This is a genomic window from Sphingomonas sp. AX6 (genome assembly GCF_902506605.1).
Lineage (GTDB): Bacteria > Pseudomonadota > Alphaproteobacteria > Sphingomonadales > Sphingomonadaceae > Sphingomonas.
In genome coordinates, this window is sequence record NZ_LR733979.1 from 665,318 (window position 1) to 689,252 (window position 23,935).

At 64.2% G+C, this 23,935-nt stretch carries 18 protein-coding genes; 10 read left to right on the forward strand and 8 right to left on the reverse strand.

The features are described 5' to 3' along the window. The first annotated feature begins 1 nt into the window (after position 1). The gene (locus tag ENHY17A_RS03250; RefSeq protein ID WP_159710028.1) at positions 2-1,189 is read left to right on the forward strand and encodes an SGNH/GDSL hydrolase family protein; all 1,188 of its coding nucleotides are present in this window, start codon (positions 2-4) and stop codon (positions 1,187-1,189) included. Positions 1,190-1,197: 8 nt separating this feature from the next. Here the strand turns inward: ENHY17A_RS03250 and ENHY17A_RS03255 are convergent, their stop codons facing one another. After that, positions 1,198-2,454 (reverse strand): N-acetylmuramoyl-L-alanine amidase, encoded by a 1,257-nt coding sequence (locus ENHY17A_RS03255; protein WP_159710030.1) that lies wholly within the window; start codon positions 2,452-2,454, stop codon positions 1,198-1,200. Between the two features lie 471 nt (positions 2,455-2,925). On the opposite strand from ENHY17A_RS03255, the gene ENHY17A_RS03260 reads away from it, so the two are divergent. Next, positions 2,926-5,697, forward strand: coding sequence for an Rne/Rng family ribonuclease (locus tag ENHY17A_RS03260; RefSeq protein WP_236547722.1), 2,772 nt, complete (start codon positions 2,926-2,928; stop codon positions 5,695-5,697). Between the two features lie 55 nt (positions 5,698-5,752). On the opposite strand, the gene ENHY17A_RS03265 is transcribed toward ENHY17A_RS03260, so the two are convergent. Continuing rightward, positions 5,753-8,128 (reverse strand): S8 family peptidase, encoded by a 2,376-nt coding sequence (locus ENHY17A_RS03265; protein ID WP_159710032.1) that lies wholly within the window; start codon positions 8,126-8,128, stop codon positions 5,753-5,755. Positions 8,129-8,238: 110 nt separating this feature from the next. Here ENHY17A_RS03265 and ENHY17A_RS03270 point away from each other — a divergent pair, with 110 nt between their 5' ends. Then, positions 8,239-8,916 (forward strand): pyrimidine 5'-nucleotidase, encoded by a 678-nt coding sequence (locus ENHY17A_RS03270; protein WP_159710034.1) that lies wholly within the window; start codon positions 8,239-8,241, stop codon positions 8,914-8,916. Next, a complete protein-coding gene (gene dapD / locus ENHY17A_RS03275) occupies positions 8,901-9,740 on the forward strand; it encodes a 2,3,4,5-tetrahydropyridine-2,6-dicarboxylate N-succinyltransferase (protein ID WP_159710036.1) in 840 nt (279 codons plus the stop codon). Before ENHY17A_RS03270 ends, dapD begins: the two co-directional genes overlap by 16 nt. Before the next feature lie 44 nt (positions 9,741-9,784). Here dapD and ENHY17A_RS03280 read toward each other — a convergent pair whose 3' ends face one another. From ENHY17A_RS03280 to ENHY17A_RS03290, 3 genes are all read right to left on the reverse strand, one after another. Beyond that, entirely contained in the window at positions 9,785-10,171 is a 387-nt protein-coding gene (locus tag ENHY17A_RS03280; RefSeq protein ID WP_159710038.1) for a hypothetical protein, read from the reverse strand. 78 nt (positions 10,172-10,249) lie between these two features. Then, the gene (locus tag ENHY17A_RS03285; RefSeq protein ID WP_159710040.1) at positions 10,250-10,681 is read right to left on the reverse strand and encodes a CoA-binding protein; all 432 of its coding nucleotides are present in this window, start codon (positions 10,679-10,681) and stop codon (positions 10,250-10,252) included. A gap of 4 nt (positions 10,682-10,685) precedes the next feature. Beyond that, positions 10,686-11,651 (reverse strand): Mrp/NBP35 family ATP-binding protein, encoded by a 966-nt coding sequence (locus ENHY17A_RS03290; protein ID WP_201296331.1) that lies wholly within the window; start codon positions 11,649-11,651, stop codon positions 10,686-10,688. 229 nt (positions 11,652-11,880) lie between these two features. On the opposite strand from ENHY17A_RS03290, the gene hflK reads away from it, so the two are divergent. The 5 genes from hflK to ENHY17A_RS03315 all read left to right on the forward strand — a co-directional run bounded on the left by hflK (position 11,881) and on the right by ENHY17A_RS03315 (position 18,064). Then, on the forward strand, positions 11,881-12,996 hold the full coding sequence (gene hflK, locus ENHY17A_RS03295) for a protease modulator HflK (RefSeq protein ID WP_159710042.1): 1,116 nt from the start codon (positions 11,881-11,883) through the stop codon (positions 12,994-12,996). Continuing rightward, positions 12,993-13,853, forward strand: a complete 861-nt coding sequence (gene hflC, locus ENHY17A_RS03300; RefSeq protein WP_159710044.1) for a protease modulator HflC — start codon at positions 12,993-12,995, stop codon at positions 13,851-13,853. Before hflK ends, hflC begins: the two co-directional genes overlap by 4 nt. A gap of 114 nt (positions 13,854-13,967) precedes the next feature. After that, positions 13,968-15,500, forward strand: coding sequence for a Do family serine endopeptidase (locus ENHY17A_RS03305; RefSeq protein ID WP_159710046.1), 1,533 nt, complete (start codon positions 13,968-13,970; stop codon positions 15,498-15,500). 102 nt (positions 15,501-15,602) lie between these two features. Then, positions 15,603-17,231 carry a helicase HerA-like domain-containing protein gene (locus ENHY17A_RS03310; RefSeq protein ID WP_159710048.1) on the forward strand — a complete coding sequence of 543 codons (1,629 nt, stop codon included), beginning with the start codon at positions 15,603-15,605 and terminating at the stop codon, positions 17,229-17,231. A gap of 143 nt (positions 17,232-17,374) precedes the next feature. Then, the gene (locus ENHY17A_RS03315) at positions 17,375-18,064 is read left to right on the forward strand and encodes a hypothetical protein (RefSeq protein ID WP_236547723.1); all 690 of its coding nucleotides are present in this window, start codon (positions 17,375-17,377) and stop codon (positions 18,062-18,064) included. A 55-nt stretch (positions 18,065-18,119) separates the two neighbouring features. Here the strand turns inward: ENHY17A_RS03315 and ENHY17A_RS03320 are convergent, their stop codons facing one another. The 3 genes from ENHY17A_RS03320 to queF form a co-directional block, all read right to left on the reverse strand. After that, positions 18,120-19,397: a glycoside hydrolase family 130 protein gene (locus tag ENHY17A_RS03320; RefSeq protein WP_159710052.1), complete on the reverse strand. Its 1,278-nt coding sequence runs from the start codon at positions 19,395-19,397 to the stop codon at positions 18,120-18,122. 49 nt (positions 19,398-19,446) lie between these two features. Beyond that, positions 19,447-21,732 (reverse strand): glycosyltransferase family 4 protein, encoded by a 2,286-nt coding sequence (locus ENHY17A_RS03325; RefSeq protein ID WP_159710054.1) that lies wholly within the window; start codon positions 21,730-21,732, stop codon positions 19,447-19,449. Between the two features lie 149 nt (positions 21,733-21,881). Further along, positions 21,882-22,328 (reverse strand): preQ(1) synthase, encoded by a 447-nt coding sequence (gene queF, locus ENHY17A_RS03330; RefSeq protein WP_159710056.1) that lies wholly within the window; start codon positions 22,326-22,328, stop codon positions 21,882-21,884. Positions 22,329-22,358: 30 nt separating this feature from the next. Between queF and ENHY17A_RS03335 the strand changes: the two genes are divergently transcribed. After that, positions 22,359-23,894 carry a cryptochrome/photolyase family protein gene (locus ENHY17A_RS03335; protein ID WP_236547724.1) on the forward strand — a complete coding sequence of 512 codons (1,536 nt, stop codon included), beginning with the start codon at positions 22,359-22,361 and terminating at the stop codon, positions 23,892-23,894. Positions 23,895-23,935 lie beyond the last annotated feature (41 nt).

Here is a 23,935-nt window from a genome sequence, read left to right on the forward strand (position 1 = left end):
GATGATCCGCAGCCTGATCGCGCTTGCCCTGCTATCGGTGGCGACGCCGTCCGTCGCACAAAGCTGGTCGCGAAGCTGGGCCGTGGCTCCGCAATCGGCGCCCACCGACGCCAATCGCCGCATCCCCGACCTGACCGACCGCACCGTGCGTCAGGTGGTGCGCCTGTCGAGCGGAGGGACGCGACTTCGAGTGCGCCTCAGCAACGAAATGTCGGACCGGGTGTTGCGCATCGGATCAGTCGAGGTCGCACTGGCCGACGCTGACGGACGGATTGTCGCCGGCACCAGTCGACAGGTTCGATTCGACGGTGAAACCAGCGCGGTCGTACCGATGCACGCACCGTTGGTCAGCGATCCGATCGCGCTGTCGGTCGAGCCGCTGGCCCGCATCGCCATCACCATCCACCTGCCGAGCGGCGCGCCATCGCCCACCGTCCATTCGCACGCCGCCGCCACCGCCTGGATCGCGCCCGGCAATCAGACCGACGCGATTACGATGCGCAATGCCACGCGCTTCGGTCAGCGGCTGATGATCGCCGGTGTCGATGTCGAGGCGCGCGCCCGCCAGCGCACGATCGTCGCATTCGGCGATTCGATCACCGATGGTGCTCGCGCTACCAACGATGCCGACACCCGCTGGCCCGATGCGCTCGCCAACCGGTTGCAGGCCGCACGGATGACCGGCGTTGGCGTCGCCAATCTGGGGATCGGCGGCAACCGCGTGCTGCTCGACGGCAGCGGTCTTAACGCGCTGGCGCGGTTCGACCGCGACGTGCTGTCGGTGCCCGGCGTCAGCCATGTCATCATACTCGAAGGCGTCAACGATATCGGTTCGGCCTGGCGCGACAAGGTCGCCGAACGACCGACTGCGGACGACATCATCGACGGCTATCGCCAGATCATCGCGCGGGCGAATGATCGCAGCGTGAAGGTCGTGTTCGGCACCATCCTCCCCTATAAAGGAGCAAGTTACTGGAGTGAATGGGGCGAAGGCGTCCGAGCAGAGGTCAATCAATGGATTCGCACCAATCGCGAAGCCGACGGCTTCGTCGATTTCGATGCCGCGACCCGCGACCCCGCCGATCCTCAGCGCATGGCCAAAGCCTATGACGGTGGCGACGCGCTGCATCCAAACGATGCGGGATTCAAGGCGATGGCGGACGCGGTGGCGTTGAAGCTGCTGCGCTAGCCTTGCGCCTAGCGCGCAGCCAATTGCGTCGCGAAGTGAATCTCCACCGATTCGCGCACCGTTTGTGCAATCCGAGTTCGCCCGGCGTTGGAATTCAAGAACTCCGCATCGCCCTCGTTCGACAGATAACCGGTCTCGAACAGCACCGACGGCATGTCGGGGGCCTTGAGCACCATTAGCGACGCCATGCGATGGAAATGTTCGCGGGTCGGGATGCGGTCCTTCGCCTCGCGTCCCAGCAGGCGCGCGAAGCGGGCCGAGGTGTTGAGCGTCTCGCGCTGGGCCAGGTCGATCAGGATCGACGAGATGTCCGACGTCTGTTCGGCCAGGTTCACGCCCGCCAGCACATCGGCCTTGTTCTCGCGCGCCGCCAGCCGCGCGGCTTCGCGGTCGGAGGCGACTTCGGACAGGGTATAGGCGGTCGCGCCCGACGCCTGGACATTGCCCGCGCTGTCGCAGTGGACCGAAATGAACAGGTTCGCGCCCAGCCGCCGGGCGATGCCATAACGTTCCTGCAGGATCAGGAATTTGTCGTCCTCGCGTGTCAGTGCCACGCGCACGCGGCCAGATTTGACCAGCGCGTCCCGGATCGCAAGCGCGGTGGCGAGCGTCAGGTCTTTCTCACGCGTGCCGTCGGCGGCGATCGCGCCGGGATCGTGTCCGCCATGACCGGCATCGATTACCACCAGCGGTCGGCTGTCGTCGGCGATGCCGTGGATGCGCGGCAGGCCCGTGCCCTTTTTCGCGACGGGAACCGCGACGCGAACTTTGGTCGCGGCGGGGCGTTCGGGCCGCAGCCCCATTGAAAAGGTCGGGAGGATATCGATCCGACCCGCGCTGGTCGCCCGCGCGAAGCTCCGGCCGTCGACCCCCTTCAGCATCAGCGTCAGCGTGCGTCCGTCCTCACCGAAGCGGCCCTCGGTGACGATCGCCGGACGCGCCAGATCGAACACGATCCGCGCGCCGTCGCCTTGATTGCCCTGGCGCACGGCCGCGACCGGTCCGCCGATCAGCATCGTCCCCTGCCCCGGCTGCGCGCCGGTCACATCGACCGCGATCCGGTCCGGCCCGGCAAGCAGGAACGCCGACGCATTGGCGACCCGCGCGTCGAAGGTCAGGACGATCCGGTCGCCGCGCACCTCGATGCCGGTCACCACGCCCGCCAGCGCAGGCGTGCCCTGCAACCACATCAGGAGGATGGTGAAGAAAAGCCCCATACGCAGGCTATGCCAAGCGGAGCCGTGGCCGGTCCAGCCGAAAATCATATCCGCTACTCATGTCGTTACTGCCCTGTTGCGCATTGGATAGGACGCGCGCCCTTCGATCGCGGTTGACGGGCGCGGTTAATTTGCCGTTCGGCATATTCTTGCCGCCCGACCGGCAAGAAGCTGCCAGTTGATGCGCAGGCCTGGCGGTGCTAGGCCGCAGGGGTCCGGGAAGTTGCGTCATGTGCGCCGCAGGTTGTTCCGGCATTTCATCGCCCGCCCGGCTTTCATTCGGGACGGCGCATCCAGGTTGACGCTGCATGAGGCTTTTCCCGTCATTTCCGCAATCAGGCGCCCCATCGGGCGGCCGTGCGGCGACGGGAGTTCCGATCCACAGGATCGGACATGTCCAGACAGCAGAGGCACATCATCCACATCGATCGACCGGAGCGGCGCTTTACCGCCCGATCGACCCCCTTATGAGCGCGCGGCCGAACCCTTTACGGGGATGGCGCGCGTGGAGAGACTTAAATGACAACGCGTATGCTGATCGACGCACGCCACCGGGAAGAGACCCGCGTGGCGGTCGTCAAGGGAAACCGGATTGAAGAGTTCGATTTCGAAAGTGCCGAACGCAAGCAGTTAAAAGGCAATATCTACCTCGCCAAGGTTACCCGCGTCGAACCGTCGCTTCAGGCGGCGTTCGTCGATTATGGCGGCAATCGCCACGGTTTCCTGGCGTTCAGCGAAATCCACCCCGATTATTATCAGATCCCCAAGGAAGATCGCGAAGCCCTGCTCCGTGAGGAAGCCGAACATGCTGCCGAAGAGGCAGCCCTTCGCGCCGATTCCGATCATGACGACGACCATCACGACGACGATGTCGAAGTGGTTGAGCGCTTGTCCGACGAGGACGAAGTCGCAGCAGGCGACGATTTCGACGACGAAGACGCGGAGCCGACCGAGGACGGCGAACCCGAAGAAGGCGGCGATCGTCGCCGGGGACGCGGCCGCAAGAAGGGCGGCAGCGAAGACCCCGCGGTCGAGGCGCTTCGCCAGCGCCGCCTGAATCTGCGCAAGCGCTACAAGATTCAGGACGTGATCCGCAGGCGGCAGGTGCTGCTGGTTCAGATCGTCAAGGAAGAACGCGGCAACAAGGGCGCGGCGCTCACCAGCTATCTGAGCCTTGCAGGTCGTTACTGCGTGCTGATGCCCAACACCGCGCATGGCGGCGGCATTTCGCGCAAGATCTCATCTGCATCGGATCGCAAGCGACTCAAGACGATCATGTCGGACCTGAAGCTGCCCCCGACGATGGGCTGCATCGTCCGCACCGCCGGCCTTCAGCGGACCAAGGTCGAGATCAAGCGCGACTTCGATTATTTGGCGCGACTGTGGGACGGCATTCGCGAGGAAACGCTGAAATCGGCGGCGCCTGCGCTCGTGTACGGCGACAGCGACCTCATCAAGCGCGCCATCCGCGACATCTATAATCGCGAGATCGACGAGGTAATCGTTGAGGGCGAGGACGGATATCGTCAGGCCAAGGATTTCATGAAGCTGCTGATGCCGAGCCATGCGCGCAAGGTGAAGCAATATTCGGACGCGGTGCCGCTGTATCAGCGTCATCATGTCGAGGATCAGCTGGCGGCAATGTACCATCCCGTCGTCCAACTGAAATCGGGCGGCTATCTGGTCATCAACCCGACCGAGGCGTTGGTGTCGATCGACATCAACTCAGGGAGGTCGACTCGCGAACACTCGATCGAACAGACCGCGACCGCGACCAATTTGGAAGCCGCACAGGAAATTGCGCGTCAGTTGCGCCTGCGCGACATGGCCGGCCTGGTCGTGATCGATTTCATCGACATGGATCATTCGTCCAACGTCCGTAAGGTCGAAAAGGCGATGAAGGAGGCGCTGAAGAACGATCGCGCCCGTATTCAGGTCGGCCGCATCAGTGCATTCGGCCTGATGGAAATGAGCCGCCAGCGGCTTCGGACCGGCGTGCTCGAAGCGTCCACGCGCCAGTGCCCGCACTGCGAAGGCACCGGCTTGGTCCGCACCGCATCTTCGGCGGGGCTTTCAGCGCTGCGCCTGATCGAGGACGAGGCCGCCCGCGGTCGCGGATCGAACATCACGCTGCGCGCGAGCCAGGAAGCGGCGTTCTACGTCCTCAACAACAAGCGCGCCGACATCGCCGAGATCGAGGAACGCTACGGCGTCCGCGTCGAAATCCTGTCGGACGGCGAAGTCGAAGGCGCGCGCATGTCGGTCGAGGCGAGCGGCCCGCCACCCGCCTATGCGCCGCGTTTCGCGCCGGTCGTCGAGGAAGTCGAGGAGGACTATCCCGAGGATATCGAGGACGAGATCGAGGAAGAGGAAGCCGAGGAAGCCGCCCCCTCTGCCCGCCGCGAACGCGAGCGTGACGACAGTGATGGCGAAGGCGGACGCAAGCGTCGCCGCCGTCGTGGACGCCGGGGTCGCGGACGTGATGAAGGCGAAACCAGTGATGGCGAAGAGCGCGAAGAAGGCCAGGCCGAACGCCAGGAAAGTGAGGTCTCTGACGACACGCAGGACGCTGCCGATAACGACGTTGCCGAAGAAAACGGCCATGAGCGCGGCGAAAAGCGCAAGCGTCGTCGGCGCGGTCGTCGCGGCGGTGCACGTCGCAGCGAAACCGCGTCGAACGGTGACGAAGCGGGCGAAGGTGCCGATGCAACGGGCGAACAGCCGGTCGACGACGCGGTGATCGCGGCATCCGAACCGGTCGAACTCGCCGCCGAGGAAGGCGCGGCTGAAAAACCCAAGCGCGCGCGTCGTCGCCCGCGGGCACGTGCCGCCGACGCCGAAGCGCCCGCAACCGTCGATGCTCCGGCCGAAACCGTTGTCGAGGCACCGGTAGAAGCCGAAGCGGACGAAAAGCCCAAGCCAAAACGCACCCGTCGCAAAAAGGCGGACGTAGAGGCGACCACCGCCACCGAAACGCCGGTCGTCGAGCAGGTCGTCCAGGCCGATGAGCCCGAAGCCGAAGCACCAAAGCCAAAGCGGACGCGCCGCAAAAAGGTTGATGCTGGGGAACCCGCGGCAATGGCAGACGACGACGCGCCCAAAGCGCCCGCACGAACGCGCAAGGTAGCGGCCACCGCTGCGGTCGAGGCTCCGTCGCAGGCGGCACCTGCGGCACAGGCACCGGAACCAACACCGTCAGGCGATACTGCCCCGACCGATGCCGGAGACGCGGAAAGCGATGAGGACGGCAACCCGCGTCGCGGCTGGTGGCAGCGCACGTTCGGCGCGTAATTATATGAATCGGTGATGCCCCGTTCGCGCGATGCGGACGGGGCATCACCGCCATTCAGAACGCCATCGAATATCGCGCGACTGCGCCGACATCATTGCCCAGTTGCGCGAAATTGCCCGGATGGCGGCGCAGGAAAAGGTTCGTTCCCAAGTTTCCGGCCCACAAGGGCGTCGAATAACGCATCTCGACATCGATCTCGCGCCCGGTTGGGGCCAGGTTCAGCCGCTGGGTCGTCCAGGCATCGACACTGCTGCTCGCATAGTCCCAATTGGTCGGCAGCCGCAGGTCGAGCCCGCCCAGCGCGACGCGCATCGGCTGCGCGAACCGCAACCCCCAGCGATCGGACCTGCTGAACACCGCCAACCTGGCGATATCGATCGCATAGCCGTTGGTGCGGAGGGTTCCCGCACCTTCGACCCCGCCGCGCAGCCGCGCCTGGGTCCAGCCCTGGCGCATCGACATGCCCAGCGACCAGTCCCGGTCCCAAGACCAGCGCATCGAGGTGTCGACATAATAACTGGTGGCCCGCGCCGCGCCCAGCGCGCCCGAAAACTGCGCACCGAGCACGGTGTCGGCCTCTGCCAGCCGCGTGACGTTCAGATTGGTGGCCAGTGCACCAAAGCGGCGATCAAAACCGATCGTGATCCGGTCATAGCCATAGCGATCGAACCGACCCCGCAACTGCGGAAACGCGCCCTGTCCGCGGGTCAGCACGTCACCGCTTTCGACCGCGACGGTCAGCCCCAGCCTGCCCCATTGCTGGCGCACCGCGACCGACGCATCCGACGAAATGTCGAAACCCGCGCTGCGCGTCGCATCGCCCGCGACCAGAAACGCTGGATCATCGCGACCCGATAGCTGGGCGACCAGCCCTCCGCTCCCTTCGGAAACACCGAAGCCGAACGTCACGTCTTCCCCCAGTCGCCCCGTCGCCGTTGCGGCGATCGCGCGCGACACCTGGGCATCGCCCATCGGCATTTCCAGCCGCTCGATCAGGTTGCGCGCGCGTGTCGGCGCGATCGTCACCGCGATCGAGCCGCCCGGATAGGCGGCGCTCACATGACGGCGGTCGGTGCGCAGAACGCCCGACAGGCTGCGCGCCGGGCCTTCGCGGCGGATCGTCGTCGCCAGGTCGATGGCGAAGGCGCGGTCGTACCCGTCCAGGATCACCGCACCCAGCCCGGCATGGCTGGTCGCGTCGCCCATCGGCGCCGACAAGGTGGCATTGCTGCTGAGCGACACGCTTTCGCTCATTCCCGCAATGCCCGTGGTGCCGACCGGCTGAAACGCGCGCGTGAGGTCGAGCACACCGCGTCCATAAATGGCGTCCGTGCCTGCCGCGCCGACGTCGCGCGCGGTCGTCAGCAACAAATCGACGATTTGCTGCCCGGTCAGGTTCGGAAATGCCTGGGCAAGCAGCGCCGCCGCACCCGCGATCTGCGGCGCGGAAAAGCTGGTGCCCGACCACAGGAACGGGACATTTTCCTGATTGGGGGCTCGCACCCGTTCGCCCACCGCCGACAGATAGACTGCCGCAGCGCTCCCGGCTCGGTTGCTGAACGTCGAAATTTCATCGGTGGTGCCGACCGATCCGGCGATGACAATCAGGCCTCGGGCAATCGAGCTATTGAGCGCCGGGGTGGATGCAAAGGCGTCGGGATTGGCCTCCGCGTCATTTCCCGCCGAAATCACGATGATGACGCCCGCGGCGGTTGCGCGGTTGATCGCCTGGAGCAGCGTGTTGCCAACCCCGCCGCCGCCGCCCAGCGAAATATTGACCACCCGCGCGCCGTTGGTGCGCGCGACATCGAGTGCCGATGCGATTGCGCTTTCGGGATGTCTGCATCCGCTGTCGTCGTTTTCGGGATCTTCGGTCGCGCAGCTTCCCGGTCGGTCGGTACGAAGCGCCAGCACGGTCGCGTCGAACGCGATCCCGTGGGTGCCGACGTCGTTGCGACGACCCGCAAGCGTGAAGGCAACCGCGGTGCCGTGTCCGCCTTCATCGTCGACGGTGCCGTTGCCCGCGGTGTCCTGAGACGCGGGGTGGATGCGTCCGCCGAATTCCTCGCTTTGCAGGTCGATGCCGGTGTCGATCACGCCGACCGTGATGCCCGCGCCGGTCGCCGCGCGATTATAGGCCGCCAGCGCATTGGCCGACACCGCACCCACCGTCGCGCGATATTCGGTCGTATCGTAATTGACCGTCGGGGTGGGTGTGGGGGTCGGCGCGGGCGTGGGCACCGGAGTCGGTGTGGGCGTCGGTGCGACCGGAGGCGGGGTGATCGGGTTGACACGACCGCCTCCCCCGCCGCCACCGCAGGCCGACGCCAGCAACAGGACCGACAGCGCCGCACCGCCGCGCAGATGGATGGGACGCAGCCGCGCGAAATCGCGCCGCTCGCGGGAGAGCAAATAGGATACGCAATACATGGTTCGATGACCTCACCGCCCATCGGCTGGCGGAACGCGAAGGGTCACCCAACCCCTGCGCGCGCTTCGCTTGCCCCGCGCAAGCGCCATGCCTAAAGGCTCAAGCCATCATGCTTGCCCAGCTTTCGCATATCCGCAACTGGATTTTCGATCTCGACAACACGCTGTACCCGGCGTCGGCGGGTCTGTTTACCCATATCGACAAACGAATGGGCAGCTTCGTGGCCGATCTGATCGGATGCGAAACGACCGAAGCGCAGCGTATCCAGAAAGCATATTTTTTCGAACACGGCACGACGCTGGCCGGGCTGATGGCCGAACACGACATCGATCCGCACGCGTTTCTGGACTATGTCCACGACATCGACATGTCGGCGTTGCAAGCCAATGTCGCACTTGCCGATGCGATCGCGCGACTGCCGGGGCGCAAACTGGTCTTCACCAATGGCAGTGCACCTTATGCACTGAAGGTGCTCGAGCGGCTGGGATTGCAGGACAGTTTCGAGGCGATCCACGACATCCATGCCGTTGATTACCAGTGCAAGCCGATGGCTGCCGCCTATGCCAGCCTGTGCGACACCCACGACCTCGACCCGCGCGAAAGCCTGTTCGTCGAGGACATGGCGCGCAACCTGGCGCCTGCAAAGGCGATCGGGATGACCACGGTGTGGGTCGACAACGGTTCGGAACAAGCCCCCGACGCGGCGCGCGATTTCATCGACTTTACCACGCACGATATCGGGCACTGGCTCGAAAACCTATTGGAGGACACATGTCCAGCGACCTGATTTCCGTCATCGATGCCGCTTGGGAAGACCGCGCCACGATCAGCTTCGCGACATCGGGTGCGGTCCGCGATGCGGTGAACACCGCGCTCGAACAGCTCGACTCTGGCGAAGCACGGGTCGCGCAACCCGATGACAATGGCGGCTGGACGGTCAATCAGTGGCTGAAGAAAGCGGTGCTGTTGTCGTTCCGCCTCAATGACAATGTCCTGATCGACGGGCCGGGCCTGTCCAACTGGTTCGACAAGGTGCCGTCCAAATTCGACGGCTGGCGCGAACAGCGCTTCCGCACCGCAGGCTTTCGCGCGGTGCCCGGCAGCATCGTCCGCCGCGGCGCATTCGTGGGCAAGGGCGCGGTGCTGATGCCCAGCTTCGTCAATATCGGCGCCTATGTCGGCGAAGGCACGATGGTCGACACCTGGGCGACGGTCGGTAGCTGCGCTCAGATCGGCAAGAACGTTCACTTGTCGGGCGGTGCAGGCATCGGCGGCGTGCTGGAGCCACTGCAGGCCGACCCGGTCATCATCGGCGACGGCGCGTTCATCGGCGCGCGGGCCGAGGTCGCCGAGGGCGTGCGCGTCGGCGAAGGCGCGGTGCTGTCGATGGGCGTGTATCTGGGCGCATCGACCAAGATTATCGACCGCGCGACCGGCGAAGTGTTTCGCGGGGAAGTCCCGCCCTATGCGGTGGTGGTGCCCGGCAACATCGGTGGTGGCACCGATGAATCAGGGGGGGCCAAGCCTGCGCTCTACTGCGCGGTGATCGTCAAGCGCGTGGACGAACAGACGCGCAGCAAAACCAGCATCAACGAGTTGCTGCGGGATTAAGACAGGGCAAACGCCGAACCCTGAACCCGGTCAGCGCGCGGGATCTAAGCCCCTGCGTCCCATAATTCGTGAAAGGGTGTCTGGTCCAACCCCGTCGGGACCATGCCCTTTCCGCGCACCCCTACCGAGAACCCGGCAGACGTTGATTGTTGAACGCAACGCGCGACCTTCAGATCGTCGGCGTTGCTGTCGCCGGTCACGACCACGCGATATGTATTTCTGCGCACGACCGTCAATTTCTGGCCACCGCACTGTTCGACGACATCGTAGAAGCCCTGTCGCGACCATTCAGTCTGTTCAGTCGACAGCCCGAGCACTTTCGGGTTTGCTCGCGCGCCGCGTGCGAAAACAAAAGTAAGGCGCTCGTCACGAGGGGCGACTGTACTCAGCCCGGATATTGCCTGGGCAGCCAACAATGCAGAAATGATCATTCGGTTTATCCCTTTGAGCGGAACCAAACAGAAACCCGGACAGTCGATATCTTAGTTGTACATCACCGCTGTTAGGAATCAACCGTTGCGCCGATCCACTCCCAGCCGCGGAATTTCGATCTTAGGACAGCGGTCCATTACCACCTTCAGTCCTGCCGCCTCGGCGCGCGCGGCGGCCACCTCGTTGACGACGCCGAGCTGCATCCACACCGCCTTCGCGCCGATATCGATCGCCTGATCGACGGCATCAGCGGCGGCTTCGGAGTTACGAAAGATATCGACGATATCGATGGGCTCACCGATCTGGCTAAGTTCGCGGAACACGAATTCGCCGTGGAGATGCTCGCCGGTGATCTGCGGATTGACCGGGATCACGCGGTAGCCGCGACCCTGCAGATATTCCATTACACCGTTCGATGCGCGCTCGGGGCGGTCGGAGGCGCCGACCATCGCGATCATCTTTGCCGATTCGAGCAGTTTCTTGATCTCGGCGTCGCTGGTGATCGGCATGAGCTTACTCCGGCTGGTGTTGCAGCCAGTCGTTCACGCGCCCGGCCACATCCATGAACGCCGCCGCGTCCGCGCCGTTCCCGAAGGCGGGCGGCGTGCCCGCATCGGACGCAGTGCGGATACCGATGCTGAGCGGGATGCGTCCCAGGAACGGCACGCCCAGTTGCACCGCCGCCGCCTCCGCGCCGCCCTGACCAAACGGGTCCGACACCTCGCCGCAATGCGGGCAGGCGTAGCCCGCCATATTCTCGACCAAGCCGATGATCGGCACGCCCGCGGTATTGAACAGGTCGATCGCCCGGCGCGCGTCGATCAGCGCCAGATCCTGTGGGGTGGAGACGATCACCGCGCCGCTCGGCTTATGCTTCTGCACCATCGTCAGTTGCACATCGCCCGTGCCGGGCGGCAGATCGAGAACCAGCGTATCGGCGTCGCCCCAATCGGCATCGACCAACTGGCCCAGCGCACCAGAGGCCATCGGCCCGCGCCACGCCAGCGCCTTTTCGGGTGCCGCGAGTTGCCCCATCGACAGAATCGGCACGCCGTAAGGGGTGGCAACCGGCAGCAATTGCTTCTCGCGCGCCTGCGCTTTGCTGCCCGCCACGCCGAACAAGGTAGGCTGCGACGGGCCATAGATATCGGCATCGACCAGTCCGACTTTTCGCCCCGCCCTGGCCAGCGCGATCGCGAGGTTGGCGGACACGGTGGATTTCCCCACCCCGCCCTTCCCGCTGGCCACCGCGATCAGGCGGCGGCGGGTGCGGTTCGATGTCTGGACGACCCGCACAGTGGCAATGCCGGGCGCGGTTTCCGCCGCGTGCCGCACGTCCGTTTCCAGCGCCTCTCGCGCACCCTCGGGCAAGCCGGTCACGTCGAGCATGATGCTCGCCACCCCTTCCTTAACGCGCGCGGCGGCACGACCGGCGGCGACGGGGGCAAGCAGGGCGTTCATGGCAGCGGTATCGGTCATGTGCGGGGACATAGGCGCTAGAAGCCGGTTTGAGAATGCGGGGATGACGCAATCTGAAAGCCTTGCCTCGCAAAAGCGTGCTCCTGCGAAAGCAGGAGCGTTGGCCAGTGACGTTTCCCTCGCTGCCACGACTCCTGCTTTCGCAGAAGCACAGCTCATCCGTACGCGCCTTCCCAACAAACCGCGTGTTGCCCCTGTAAATCGCCGCGCGGACCCCTATAAAGGGCTCATGTCGATTTTCTCGGGGTGGATCGCACGCGCCAGCGTGCTGCGGAACGATAATGCCAAAGGCCCATGGGGCAGCGGCGGCAACGGAGGCTCAGGCGGGGGCGACGAGGGTGGCCCGCGCAATCCATGGCAGTTCCCGCCCGAGGGGAAGCGCGGTCGCGGCGGCAACGCCACCTCGCTCGAAGATTTCCTGAAGCGCACGCGCGGAAATGGCGGCGGTGGCGGTGGTTTCGGCGGTGGCGGCTTCGAAGCACCCGGCGGCAAAAAAGTGTGGATTTTCGGTGCGCTGGCGGTGCTTGCGGCGTTCCTGGCCTTCACCATGTTCCACCGCGTCGGTCCGCAGGAGCGCGCTGTCGTATCGTCGCTCGGCAAATATTCGCGGACCCTCAATCCCGGCATCCACTTCACCCTGCCAGCCCCGTTCAACACCGTGCGGGTCGTCGATGTGACCGGCATCCGCAACGAGGATTTCCCGCAAGGTGGCGGTGAGAATCTGGTACTGACCGGCGATCAGAACATCGTCGACCTCGCCTATTCGATGCGCTGGAACATTGCCGATCCGGAAAGCTATCTGTTCCAGATCGCCAATCCAGAATCGACCGTGCGCGCCGTCGCCGAAAGTTCGATGCGCGCCGCAGTCGCCAGCGTAACGCTGGACGAAATCATCGGCGCGGGCCGGTCGGCGACCGAAGTACGCGTTCAGCAATTCGCGCAGCAAATGCTCGACGAATATAATTCGGGCATCCAGATTCAGGGCGTCGCCATCCGCACTGCCAATCCCCCGGCAGCGGTGGATGAAGCGTTCAAGGCGGTGACCGCGTCGCAGCAGGCGGCCCAGGCCAACCTCAATCAGGCGCGCGCCTATGCGCAGCAGATCATCGCCCGGTCGCAGGGCGATGCCGCGTCGTTCGACCAGATCTACGAGCAATATCGCCTGGCCCCAGCGGTCACCCGCCAGCGTATCTATTACGAGACGATGGAAGAAATCCTGGCCAAGTCGAACAAGACGATCGTCGAGACGCCCGGCGTCACCCCCTATCTGCCGCTGCCCGCGGTACGTGGCCAGCAGGCGCAGCCCGCACCGCAACCGCAAGCCGCGACGGGAGCCGCACAATGAGCTGGTCGCTGAAAAATCCGATGGTGCTGGCGATCATCGCGGTGTTCGCCGCGATCATCCTGTCGATGTCATTGTCGATCGTGCCAGAGACTCGCCAAGGCGTGATCCTGCGCTTCGAACAGCCGGTCGGGACGGTCAACCGCTACCGCGAGGGCGAAGCGTTCGGGAATACCGGCGCGGGCCTGATCGCGCGCTATCCGTTGATCGAACGCATCGTTTGGGTCGACAAGCGCGTCCTCGATATCGAGCTTGAGAACCAGCAAGTGCTGTCGATCGACCAGTTGCGGCTGGAGGTCGACGCGTTTGCCCGGTTCCGCGTGGTCGATCCGCTGCGCATGGTCACCACCGCGCGCAGCGAACAGGGCGTGATCGACGCCCTGCGCCCAATCCTGGGATCGGCGCTGCGCAACGAACTCGGGCGACGGCCCTTTGCCGCACTGCTCAGCCCCGAGCGCGGTCAGGTGATGGACAATATCCAGACCGGCTTGCAAAATGTCGCGCGTCAGTACGGCGTCGATATCGTCGATGTGCGGATCAAGCAGGCGGGCTTGCCGTCAGGCAGTCCGCTCGATTCGGCGCTTGAGCGGATGCGGACCGCGCGTGGTCAGGAAGCGTTGACGATCCGCGCTCAGGGCGAGCGCCAGGCGCAGATCATCCGCGCCGAGGCCGATGCACAGGCTGCGCAAATCTATGCCGCAAGCTTTGGCAAGGATGCTGAATTCTACAATTTCTGGCGGGCGATGCAGTCCTATCGCTACACCTTTAACGATCGCGGCGACGGCACGTCGGGCGAAACGGCATTCGTGCTGGCGCCCGACAATGCCTATCTCCAGCAGTTCCGCGCCGGGGGGCGGTAACGCGAAGCTGACGCAACGTTCATATTCAAACGGCGTTCAGCATCGAAAAGGGATGAATGGCGGCGATCCGCCCGGCCCATCGGGGCCGAGACATAGTTAGGAAGGAAGACCTAAGTGCGATACGCTTATGCGATCACCTCTGCCCTGCTCGTCGGCGGCGCTGCCGCGACGATGGCGTTGCAATCGCCGCTCGGTGCACAGACCGCCCAGAATGACGGGATGACCACGGCCAGCGCGCCCCGCGCCGGTGCGCCGGGAAGCTTTGCCGACCTGGTCGCCAAATTGCAGCCCGCGGTCGTCAACATCTCGACCGAACAGCGCGTCACCGTTCAGCAGAACAACCCATTTGCGGGTACGCCGTTCGAGGGCTTTTTCGGCAATCGCGGCGGCAGCGGGCAACCGGTTCAGCGTCGCGGCAATTCGCTGGGCTCGGGCTTCCTGATCTCCAACGACGGCTATATCGTCACCAACAATCACGTTGTGTCGGCTGGCACGCGCAACGCGGTCGTCGAATCGATCAAGGTGACGATGACCGATGGTCGCGAAATGACCGCTCGCCTGGTCGGCCGCGACGTCGAATCCGATCTCGCGGTTTTGAAGGTGGAGGGCAACGACCTGCCCTTCGTCCGGCTTGGCGGATCGGCGAATGCGCGCGCCGGCGACTGGGTGGTCGCGATCGGCAACCCGTTCGGACTGGGCGGCACCGTGACCGCAGGCATCATTTCGTCGGTACAACGCATCACCGGCGTCGGATCGTTCGACCGCTTCATTCAAACCGACGCATCGATCAACATGGGCAATTCGGGCGGACCGTTGTTCGACCTGAGCGGCAATGTGATCGGCATCAATTCGCAGATCTATTCGCCGACTGGCGGCAATGTCGGCATCGGTTTCGCGATCCCCGCGGACGAGGCGCGTTCGATCATCGAAACGCTGCGCAGCGGTGAGACGGTGCAGCGCGGCTATCTGGGCGTCGGGATCCAGCCGCTGACACCCGATCTGGCACAAGGCCTTAATCTGCCGTCGAACCTGCCGCGTGATCGCGGTGAAGTCATCTCCAGCGTTCAGCCCGGCCAGCCCGCAGCGGCGGCTGGTATTCGTCAGGGCGACGTGGTGGTGCGCGTCAACAATCAGGACGTGACCCCGGATCAGTCGCTCAGCTATCTGGTCGCCAATGTCGCGCCCGGCACGACCATTCCGGTCGAGTTAATCCGCGACGGTCGTCGCCAGACGGTTCGTGTCCGCGTGGCGGAGCGGCCTTCGGCAGAAGAGATGGCCGCGACCGAATTCGACCCGAATGCAGAGCAGCCGATGCCCGGCCGGCCGTCCGATGATCAGGCCAGCGCAACCGCATCGCTCGGTCTGAGCGTTCAGGCGCTGACCCCGCAGATCGCGCGTAGCATCGGCGTTGCGCAGGATACCCGCGGCGTCGTCATCCTTGCGGTCGACCCGTCGAGCGATGCGGCGCAAAAGGGTCTGACCCGCGGGCTGGTCATCACCTCGGCCAACCGCACGCCAGTCGCCACGCCTGCCGATCTGGCGCGGGTGGTGACACAGACGCGCGCCGCCAACCGCGACAGCGTGCTGCTCTATGTGCAGACCCGTGCGGTCAGCCGGTTCGTTTCGGTGGAACTGGCCGCGCAATAAGCAGCCTTACGTGTCGAAATATCGGCGCGCGTCGGGATACTGACGCGCGCCGTTTTTCGTTCTAGGCTCGGCGCCGAGTCACGGCGGGCGGGGAGAAGACGCATGAGCGATACCGGCATCTATATCGGCCTGGGCGGCGGCCAGCCTCAGGAACTCGCCCTCAAACGCGCCAATCGCCACGGGCTGATCGCGGGTGCGACCGGCACCGGCAAGACGGTGACGCTTCAGGGACTTGCCGAGGGGTTCTGCAACGCGGGCGTCCCTGTGTTCGTGGCGGACGTGAAGGGCGATCTCGCCGGACTGGGCATGGCGGGCTCCCCAACCGCCAAAACGCATGAACCATTCGCCGCGCGCGCAGCCGAGATCGGCATGACCGACTGGGCATATGCCGCCTGCCCGGTGCAATATTGGGACTTGTTCGGCGAACAGGGCCATCCGGTGCGTGCCACGGTTTCCGAAATGGGGCCGCTGCTGCTGTCGCGCCTGATGAGCCTGAACGACACGCAGGAAGGCGTGCTGACGATCGCCTTCACCATCGCCGACGATCAGGGGCTGTTGCTGCTCGACCTCGACGATTTGCAAGCGATGTTGGTCCACTGTGCCGAAAATGCCGACCAGATCGGCGTCCAATACGGCAATGTGACCAAGGCGAGCGTCGGTGCGATCCAGCGACAATTGCTCCAACTGCGTGCCCAGGGCGGCGATCATTTCTTCGGCGAACCCGCGCTGGAACTCGCCGACTTCATCAAGACCGACGAGAATGGCCGCGGCGTGGTCAACATCCTGGCCGCCGACAAGCTGATGGCGTCTCCGCGCCTCTACGCGACGTTTCTGCTGTGGCTCCTGAGCGAACTCTTTGAAACGCTTCCCGAGGTCGGCGACCCCGACAAGCCCAAGCTCGTCTTCTTCTTCGACGAAGCGCATCTGCTGTTCGACGAAGCGCCGCCTGCGCTGATCGACAAGATCGAGCAGGTCGTGCGCCTGATCCGCTCGAAGGGCGTCGGCGTCTATTTCGTCACGCAGAACCCGATCGATATTCCCGAGACGGTCGCAGGCCAACTCGGCAACCGCGTTCAGCACGCGCTGCGTGCCTTCACCCCGCGCGACCAGAAAGCGGTCAAATCCGCCGCCGAAACCTTCCGCGCCAATCCGAACATCGATGTTGCAACCGCGATTACCGAGCTGAAGGTCGGCGAGGCGCTGGTCTCGCTGCTCCAGCCCGACGGAGCGCCCTCCCCCGTCGAGCGCACACTGATCCGCCCGCCCGCCTCGCGCGTCGGTACGCTGACCCGTCAGGAGCGCGGCGTGCTGACAGTGACCGATGCGGTGGGCAGCAAATATGACGAGGCCATTGACCGCGAATCGGCCGAAGAAATCCTCACCGCCAAGCGCGCCGAAGCGCAGGCCGCGGCAACCGCCGAAAAGGCCCAAGCCGAAGCCGACAAGGCCGCCGCGATCCAGGCGAAGGAAGACGCGCGCATCGCCAAGGAAACCGAACGTCAGCGCATCGCCGCCGCACGCGAAGCCGAACGCCAGCAACGCGCCGACGAACGCGAAGCCGCCAACTCGCCGTGGGAACGCGCCAAGAAAAGCGCCACCCGCACCGCAACGACCACCGTCAGTCGTCATGTCGCCAACGAATTGAGCAAGGCGGTGTTCGGCGGAGGCAAGAGCGGCGGGCTTGGCGGCAAGCTGCTGCGCGGGGTGCTTGGCGGGTTGTTCAGAGGGTGAGGCTACGGATCGCTCTCATCGCACTAACCGGTTTAGGCTTGCCGTCGATGGCCGCCACGTCGGTTCAGGAGCGCGTCACGCTGGGCGAATTACGGGGCGGCGACACCCCGGAACTCCGCGCGCGTCTGCTTCCGCCAAGCGTTGTGCCGCTGATCGTCGAGGGAGCCGTCGCGCGGACCCCGCATGGCGCACCGGGATCATGGAGCGGCTATTGGAAGGAAGCGGCACAGCCTTATGCGGTCGATTTATGTCGTCGACGCACGCATCACAGGAGCTTCTTCAATATCGAAGCTGGTAAGCCCGGCGCGACCGATGCCATGCCGGTCGATGCGCGTCGCCTGCACAGCGTGGATGGTTTCGCCCTTACCCACCCACACGAGGCCACTCGGCAGCGCTGTGACGGGCAAAAGATGTTCTTCCAGTCATCCGAGGCACGCCGCGCCGTCGATTTCGACGTAGCGCGGGAACTTGCTCGGCTGATCGATGCGGCGAGCGCCGACGCTCCGATCGACTTCCGGATCACCTGCGCATCGGATCCCCTCATCGCCGACTGTAGCAAAGAACCGAGACGTTTTTTTGCCGAACTCGACATCGCGCAGCTTTCCGCCATCGATTATCCGATGGCGTACAGGACGATCTCAGAAGATCGCCAAGCCAACGGACGCACAACCCGGATACGACAAGCGACGGGGCCGAAAGACGGCGAATGGCAATCCCCCACGTTTCGACTCGCCAGCGCGGATCGTGAACGACAGATTTGGGTCGTGACACTCGGTGAGAATACCGCGGGGAAGACCGAAATCACGATGCGAAGTGATTTTGTAATTCACTGACGATGAAAAGCCGACATCCGCGCAGAGGAGCTTGATTCAGCGATCTTCAATCGCCTCACATCGCCGCCAACAACGACCCGATCTTCAAGAACGCGAACGCCACCGACGAATCCGCGACGCCGTAGGGGATGAACAAAATATCCCCGTGCCGGATCGCGCCGCACGAATAGACGACGTTGGGGACATATCCCTCGCGGTCCTGACGCGCGGCTTCGAGGATCGGCTGTTTAGTCCGGCCGATCACCTTGGACGGGTCGTGCTTGTCGAGCAGCACCGCGCCGATCGAATATTTCCGCATCGCGCCGACGCCGTGAGTCAGCAACAGCCAGCCTTCGTCCAGCTCGATCGGCGGGCCGCAATTGCCGATCTGGACCAATTCCCACGGATATTCGGGCTCGAGCAATTTCTCGCCTTCATCCCAATGCGTCAGGCTGTCGGATTTGATCAGGAATAGGTTTTCGCCGTCCTGCCGCCCGATCGTCATATATTGCCCGCCGATCTTGCGCGGGAACAGCGCCATGCCCTTGTTGCGCGCGGCGCTGCCGGTCATCGGCACCAGATCGAAATCGCGAAAATCGCGCGTCCGCATCAATTCGGACTGGATGCCGAAGCCGTTATAGGCGGTATAGGTGCCCAGCCATTCGTAATCGCCGTCGCCATGATCGAACCGGACCAAACGCAGATCTTCCAGCCCGTTCGACTGCTGCTTGGTGATCGGAAAGATGACCATGCCCGACAGCGTCGAATCGCGGTGGCGCTGGATCGTCACTTCGCCCTCGGGCGCGGTGCGTTCGTCGCCGTGAAAATCGCAGGTCGTCGCGAACGGCGCGTCAGGCGCCAGCCGCAACTGGCCCTTGTCGGTGATGATGCCTTCGCGGAACGCAACCGAAGAAATATGCCCTTCGCCAACCGCGCGCAGCGACATGATGATGCGAAGCGAGCCCTTGGGCATGCCCGTCTGGTCGTGATGCGGCACCGCGCTCGGGTTCATCAGCGCGGCGGCGGCATAGCTATATTCGTGGCAGAAATAGGCACCGATCAACTGGCGTTTTTCGTCGGAAATATCGTCTTCGAGCGAGAGCAGCCCGGCAATCTCGTCATAACGGGTCATGAACACCCGCCGCGTCTGCCAATGCCGCGCCTCGAAATCGCGCAGCACCGCTTTCAATTGCTTGGCGGCCTGACCGGGCGACATTTCCAGCACTTCGCGGACCAGCCGTTCGCTGCGGCTCTCCCCGCTGCCATTGGCTTGCCACGCAATATGAAAGGGCCGCACCACCACGCGCGAGGGGTCCGCGTGCAGCCTCAGGCTGTGATGGGACAGATCGATCATCGGCAACCCCCGGCTTCGCGCAATCAGTTACGGTTGCGCACGGGCCGGTTCAGGCGGTCGCGCGACGCTCTGGCTGTGCCACGGTTGGCACCTGCTTTGAAAGGGCGGAAATCGCGCAGGACGCCAATTGCAGCGCCAAAATCGATTCGGCACCCTGATTGCGGTTAACGCCGGTGGGCATCAGCCCGTCATAACAGCCGCCATCGGCACCACTCGACAATGGCAGATCGAGTTCGTTCGCGCCGAGATACCAGCGATAGGCACGCATCGCCTCATCCACCCAGCGGCGGTCGTCCGTCGCCTCGAACGCCGCGGCGCACGCATCGATCGTCGCCTGCGCTTCCAGAGGCTGCTGATCGAACGGCAGCGGTTCGGCAAATTCGCGACCGAAGCTTTCGGTGCCGACCGCACGGAAATGACCGTCGGGCGAGGTCTGGCGCGTGACGATCCATTCCAGCGTCTCGATCCCGCACGCGATCAGGTCGTCGCGACCCAGGGCGACGCCCGCGCGCAGCAGCGCTTCAGGCAACCGCGCATTGTCGTAGGCGAGCACGATTTCGAACCATTTCCATTCCGGACGGCGCGCGGCGTCGAGCAGGGTCAGCAACTGGTCGCCGAACCGCGACATCAGGTTGCGGGCAAGGCCGTGACCGGGGCGCGCGGCATCGATCGATGCGGCACCCAGGATGGCGAACGCCTGCGCCCGCGGGCTGCCGAAATCGAGCGCGATGTGCGCGGTCTGGTCGAACAGGGCGGTCGCCCATTCGCGGTGCTTGCGCTGCGGGGCCTCGTTGGCGGTGACGCCCAGCGCCCACAACGTACGCCCATTCGAATCCTCGGACCCCGTATCCTCGCACCAACTCCGGTCGAACGCCATGAAATTGCGGAATGCACGGGTATCGGGGTTCCAGGCGTGCTGGATGAAGGACGCGTAGATCGTCGTCCATTTGTCGCGGGCAGCAGCGTCGAGATCGGCGATGCGGCTCGCCAAAATCAGCGCGCGGGCATTGTCGTCGATGCAATAGCCATGGCGACGGTCCGGCACCGAGTAGATACCGTGCTGGAGCATGCCCGTCGCGTCGCTCATGCGTTCGACAGCCTGGAAATCGGCGGCAAGCACCTTGGGCGCGGCCTTGGCGACCGTTGGCTGCACCAGGCGGCGCGGCTTGGCGGCAATTGCGCCTGCGATCTCGTCCATCGCGTGTTCGGCAAGCCGCGACCAGATCATCGACCGTCCACGCGCATAGGCCCGCGCCGCCAGCGCGCTACGTGCCACGTCATCGCTCAACAGCGTCGCAATCTCGCGGGCAAAGCCCTGACTGTCGCCGAAGGCGACGAGCCGGCCATGGTCGTCATTCAGGATTTCGGTTGCGTGAATATAGGGCGTCGACACCACCGGCTTGCCCGATGCGACCGCATAGGACAGCGTGCCCGAGGTGATCTGCGCCGGGTTGGTATAGGGCGTCACATAGATGTCGGCGGCATCGAGATAATCGAGCAGCTCGTCGGCTTCGGCGAACTTGTCGATGAACTCGATATTGTCGCCAAGGCCGAGTGCCGTCGCCCGCTGGGTCAGGCCGTCGCGATACGCTTCGCCTTCATGCGCGACCAAGTTGGGGTGAGTTGCGCCCAGCACGACGTAAAGCGTGTCGGGATGCTGCGCCACGACCTTGGGCAGCGCGTCGATCAGCGTCTCGATCCCCTTATTGGGCGCGAGCAAACCGAAGGTAAGGACGACCGAGCGCCCTTCCCAGCCGAATGCCGCCTTCTTGCTGTCCGGGTCGACCAGTGCGCGATCGGGCACGCCGTGCGGGATCATCACGATCTGGCGATCATTCGCACCGTGGACGCGCTTCAATATGTCACGCCCGGCCTCTGCCATCACGATCACCTTGGCGGCACGGCGGAGCAGCGCTTCCATCACCCGGCGTTCCTCGGCGCTCGGGCGCTCCAGCACGGTATGCAGCGTGACGATGACGGGCAGCGTGATCCGGTCGAGCAACCCGAGCAGATAATCGCCCGCCGACCCGCCATAAATGCCGTATTCGTGCTGGACCCACAGCGCCTTGGCACCCGATTCCTGAATCGCACGGGCTGCATCGGAATAAGCCGTGCGCTCGTTCTGGGGAATCGCGCGGGTAACGTCGGCCGGATATGCATAGCGCCCCGGATGGTCGTCCATCGCGTACACATCGACCCGCAGATCGGGATAACGCGCCTTCATCGCCAGATAGGTGTCGGTGGTATAGGTCGCGAGGCCGCATTTACGGGGCAGGTAATTGCCGAGCAAAGCGATATGGTCGATCGACGACGATCCAGCCGCAAGATGCGCCATATGCAGTCCCTTCGCAAAAGCGAGAATGCGCCCACAAATGGCAGGCAGCGACTCAGTAACCGCTTGAAGGACAGATGGTTGCACTAATGTTGCAATGCAGCAAGAAAATTCGCGACGAGTGCACGTCCGGGCGCGCCAAATTGCGCGCGCTATCCCCGCCCGCGATAATTCTGAACGCCCTGGTCGGGCAGCCACAGCGCTTCGGGCGGCGCACCCGATTGCCAGAACACGTCGATCGGAATGCCGCCGCGCGGATACCAATAGCCACCGATGCGCAGCCATTTGGGCTTCATCTCGTCGAATAGGCGCTGGCCGATGCCGACCGTGCAATCCTCGTGGAAGGCGGCATGGTTGCGGAACGCGCCGAGAAACAGCTTGAGCGATTTGGATTCGACGATGGTGTCGCCGGGCGCATAATCGATGACCAGATGCGCGAAATCGGGCTGGCCGGTCACCGGGCAGAGCGAGGTGAACTCGGGCGCCGAAAAGCGGACGCAATAAAGCTGCCCTGCGCGCGGATTGGGAACATAATCGAGGATCGCCTCTTCCGGCGTGGCGGGAAGCGCGCTGGTCTGGCCGAGATGCTTTGGGGTCATGCGCTGCGATTTAGGAAGGTTGGGGCGGAATTGAAACACTCTGTCGAAACGCTGATCCCGGTGCTGGGCGACCAATTGACGCCCGACATCGCATCGCTGAAAGGCGCGAACCCGGAAACCAGCGTCGTACTGATGATGGAGGTGGATGAGGAAGCCACCTATGTCCGCCATCACAAGGCCAAGATCGCATTCATCCTGTCGGCCATGCGCCATCATGCCGATCGGCTGCGTGGACTGGGCTGGACGGTCGATTATGTCCGGCTGGACGATGCCGACAATGCCGGCAGCTTCACCGGCGAAGTCGCACGCGCGGTAGAGCGCCATGCGCCCGCCACGATCTGCGTCACCGAGCCCGGCGAATGGCGCGTGCGCGCGGCGATCGATGGCTGGGCCGACAAGTTCGATTGCTTGGTGGAGATTGTCGAGGACGACCGCTTCGTCTGCTCGCACGCCTCGTTCGACGCCTGGGCCACCGACCGCAAGCAACTGCGCATGGAGTATTTCTACCGCGAGATGCGTCGCAAGACCGGGCTGCTGATGGCAGGCGACAAGCCCGAAGGCGGGCAGTGGAACTATGACGCCGAGAACCGAAAGCCTGCGCAGAACGACCTGTTGATGCCGCGTCCGATCGCGTTCCGGTCCGACGACATCACGCGCGAGGTGATCGCGCTTGTCGCAGACCGCTTTGCCGACCATCCCGGCAGCCTCGACCAGTTCGAATTCGCGGTGACGCATGAAGAGGCGATGCGCGCGCAGCGCCATTTCCTGAAATCCGCGCTGCCCGATTTCGGCACCTATCAGGACGCGATGCTGACCGGCGAGCCCTATCTGTGGCACGCGGTGCTGTCGCCTTACATCAACGCGGGACTGCTCGACCCGATCGACCTGTGCCGCAAGGTCGAGGCCGAATATCGCGCTGGGCGGGTGCCGCTCAATTCGGCGGAAGGGTTCATCCGCCAGATCATCGGCTGGCGCGAATATGTCCGCGGCATCTATTGGCGCGAAGGACCGGATTATGCCCAGCGCAATTTCCTTAACGCAAAACGCGACTTGCCCGCATTCTACTGGACCGGCCAGACCGACATGCATTGCCTGTCGCAAGCCATCGGCCAGACGCTCGATCGCGCCTATGCCCATCACATCCAGCGCCTGATGATCACCGGCAATTTCGCGCTGCTGATCGGCGCCGACCCGCATCAGGTGCATTTATGGTATCTTGAGGTCTATGCCGACGCCTATGAGTGGGTGGAACTGCCCAATACGCTGGGGATGAGCCAGTTTGCCGATGGCGGCTTGCTGGGGTCCAAACCCTATGCGTCGTCGGGTGCCTATATCGACCGGATGTCGGATTATTGCCGGTCGTGCCGCTACGACGTGAAGCAGCGCGTCGGCCCCGATGCCTGTCCGTTCAACGCGCTTTACTGGGATTTTCTGGCGCGCAATCGCGGCAAACTGGGCGACAATCCGCGCCTGTCGATGCCCTATCGCAACTGGGATCGGATGGAAGCCGACACGCAGAACGCGCTCATCAAGCAGGCACGCGGGTTTCTGCAATCGCTCGACTGACGCGCTTGCCCGGGCCTCACGAAGCGGTCAGGATCGCATCG

Excerpts from the sequence above, each read along its gene's own strand:
- ENHY17A_RS03250 (WP_159710028.1), top strand. The coding sequence starts at position 2 with ATGATCCGCAGCCTGATCGCGCTTGCCCTGCTATCGGTGGCGACGCCG.
- ENHY17A_RS03255 (WP_159710030.1), bottom strand. The coding sequence starts at position 2,454 with ATGATTTTCGGCTGGACCGGCCACGGCTCCGCTTGGCATAGCCTGCGT.
- ENHY17A_RS03260 (WP_236547722.1), top strand. The coding sequence starts at position 2,926 with ATGACAACGCGTATGCTGATCGACGCACGCCACCGGGAAGAGACCCGC.
- ENHY17A_RS03265 (WP_159710032.1), bottom strand. The coding sequence starts at position 8,128 with ATGTATTGCGTATCCTATTTGCTCTCCCGCGAGCGGCGCGATTTCGCG.
- ENHY17A_RS03270 (WP_159710034.1), top strand. The coding sequence starts at position 8,239 with ATGCTTGCCCAGCTTTCGCATATCCGCAACTGGATTTTCGATCTCGAC.
- dapD (WP_159710036.1), top strand. The coding sequence starts at position 8,901 with ATGTCCAGCGACCTGATTTCCGTCATCGATGCCGCTTGGGAAGACCGC.
- ENHY17A_RS03280 (WP_159710038.1), bottom strand. The coding sequence starts at position 10,171 with ATGATCATTTCTGCATTGTTGGCTGCCCAGGCAATATCCGGGCTGAGT.
- ENHY17A_RS03285 (WP_159710040.1), bottom strand. The coding sequence starts at position 10,681 with ATGCCGATCACCAGCGACGCCGAGATCAAGAAACTGCTCGAATCGGCA.
- ENHY17A_RS03290 (WP_201296331.1), bottom strand. The coding sequence starts at position 11,651 with ATGACCGATACCGCTGCCATGAACGCCCTGCTTGCCCCCGTCGCCGCC.
- hflK (WP_159710042.1), top strand. The coding sequence starts at position 11,881 with ATGTCGATTTTCTCGGGGTGGATCGCACGCGCCAGCGTGCTGCGGAAC.
- hflC (WP_159710044.1), top strand. The coding sequence starts at position 12,993 with ATGAGCTGGTCGCTGAAAAATCCGATGGTGCTGGCGATCATCGCGGTG.
- ENHY17A_RS03310 (WP_159710048.1), top strand. The coding sequence starts at position 15,603 with ATGAGCGATACCGGCATCTATATCGGCCTGGGCGGCGGCCAGCCTCAG.
- ENHY17A_RS03320 (WP_159710052.1), bottom strand. The coding sequence starts at position 19,397 with ATGATCGATCTGTCCCATCACAGCCTGAGGCTGCACGCGGACCCCTCG.
- ENHY17A_RS03325 (WP_159710054.1), bottom strand. The coding sequence starts at position 21,732 with ATGGCGCATCTTGCGGCTGGATCGTCGTCGATCGACCATATCGCTTTG.
- queF (WP_159710056.1), bottom strand. The coding sequence starts at position 22,328 with ATGACCCCAAAGCATCTCGGCCAGACCAGCGCGCTTCCCGCCACGCCG.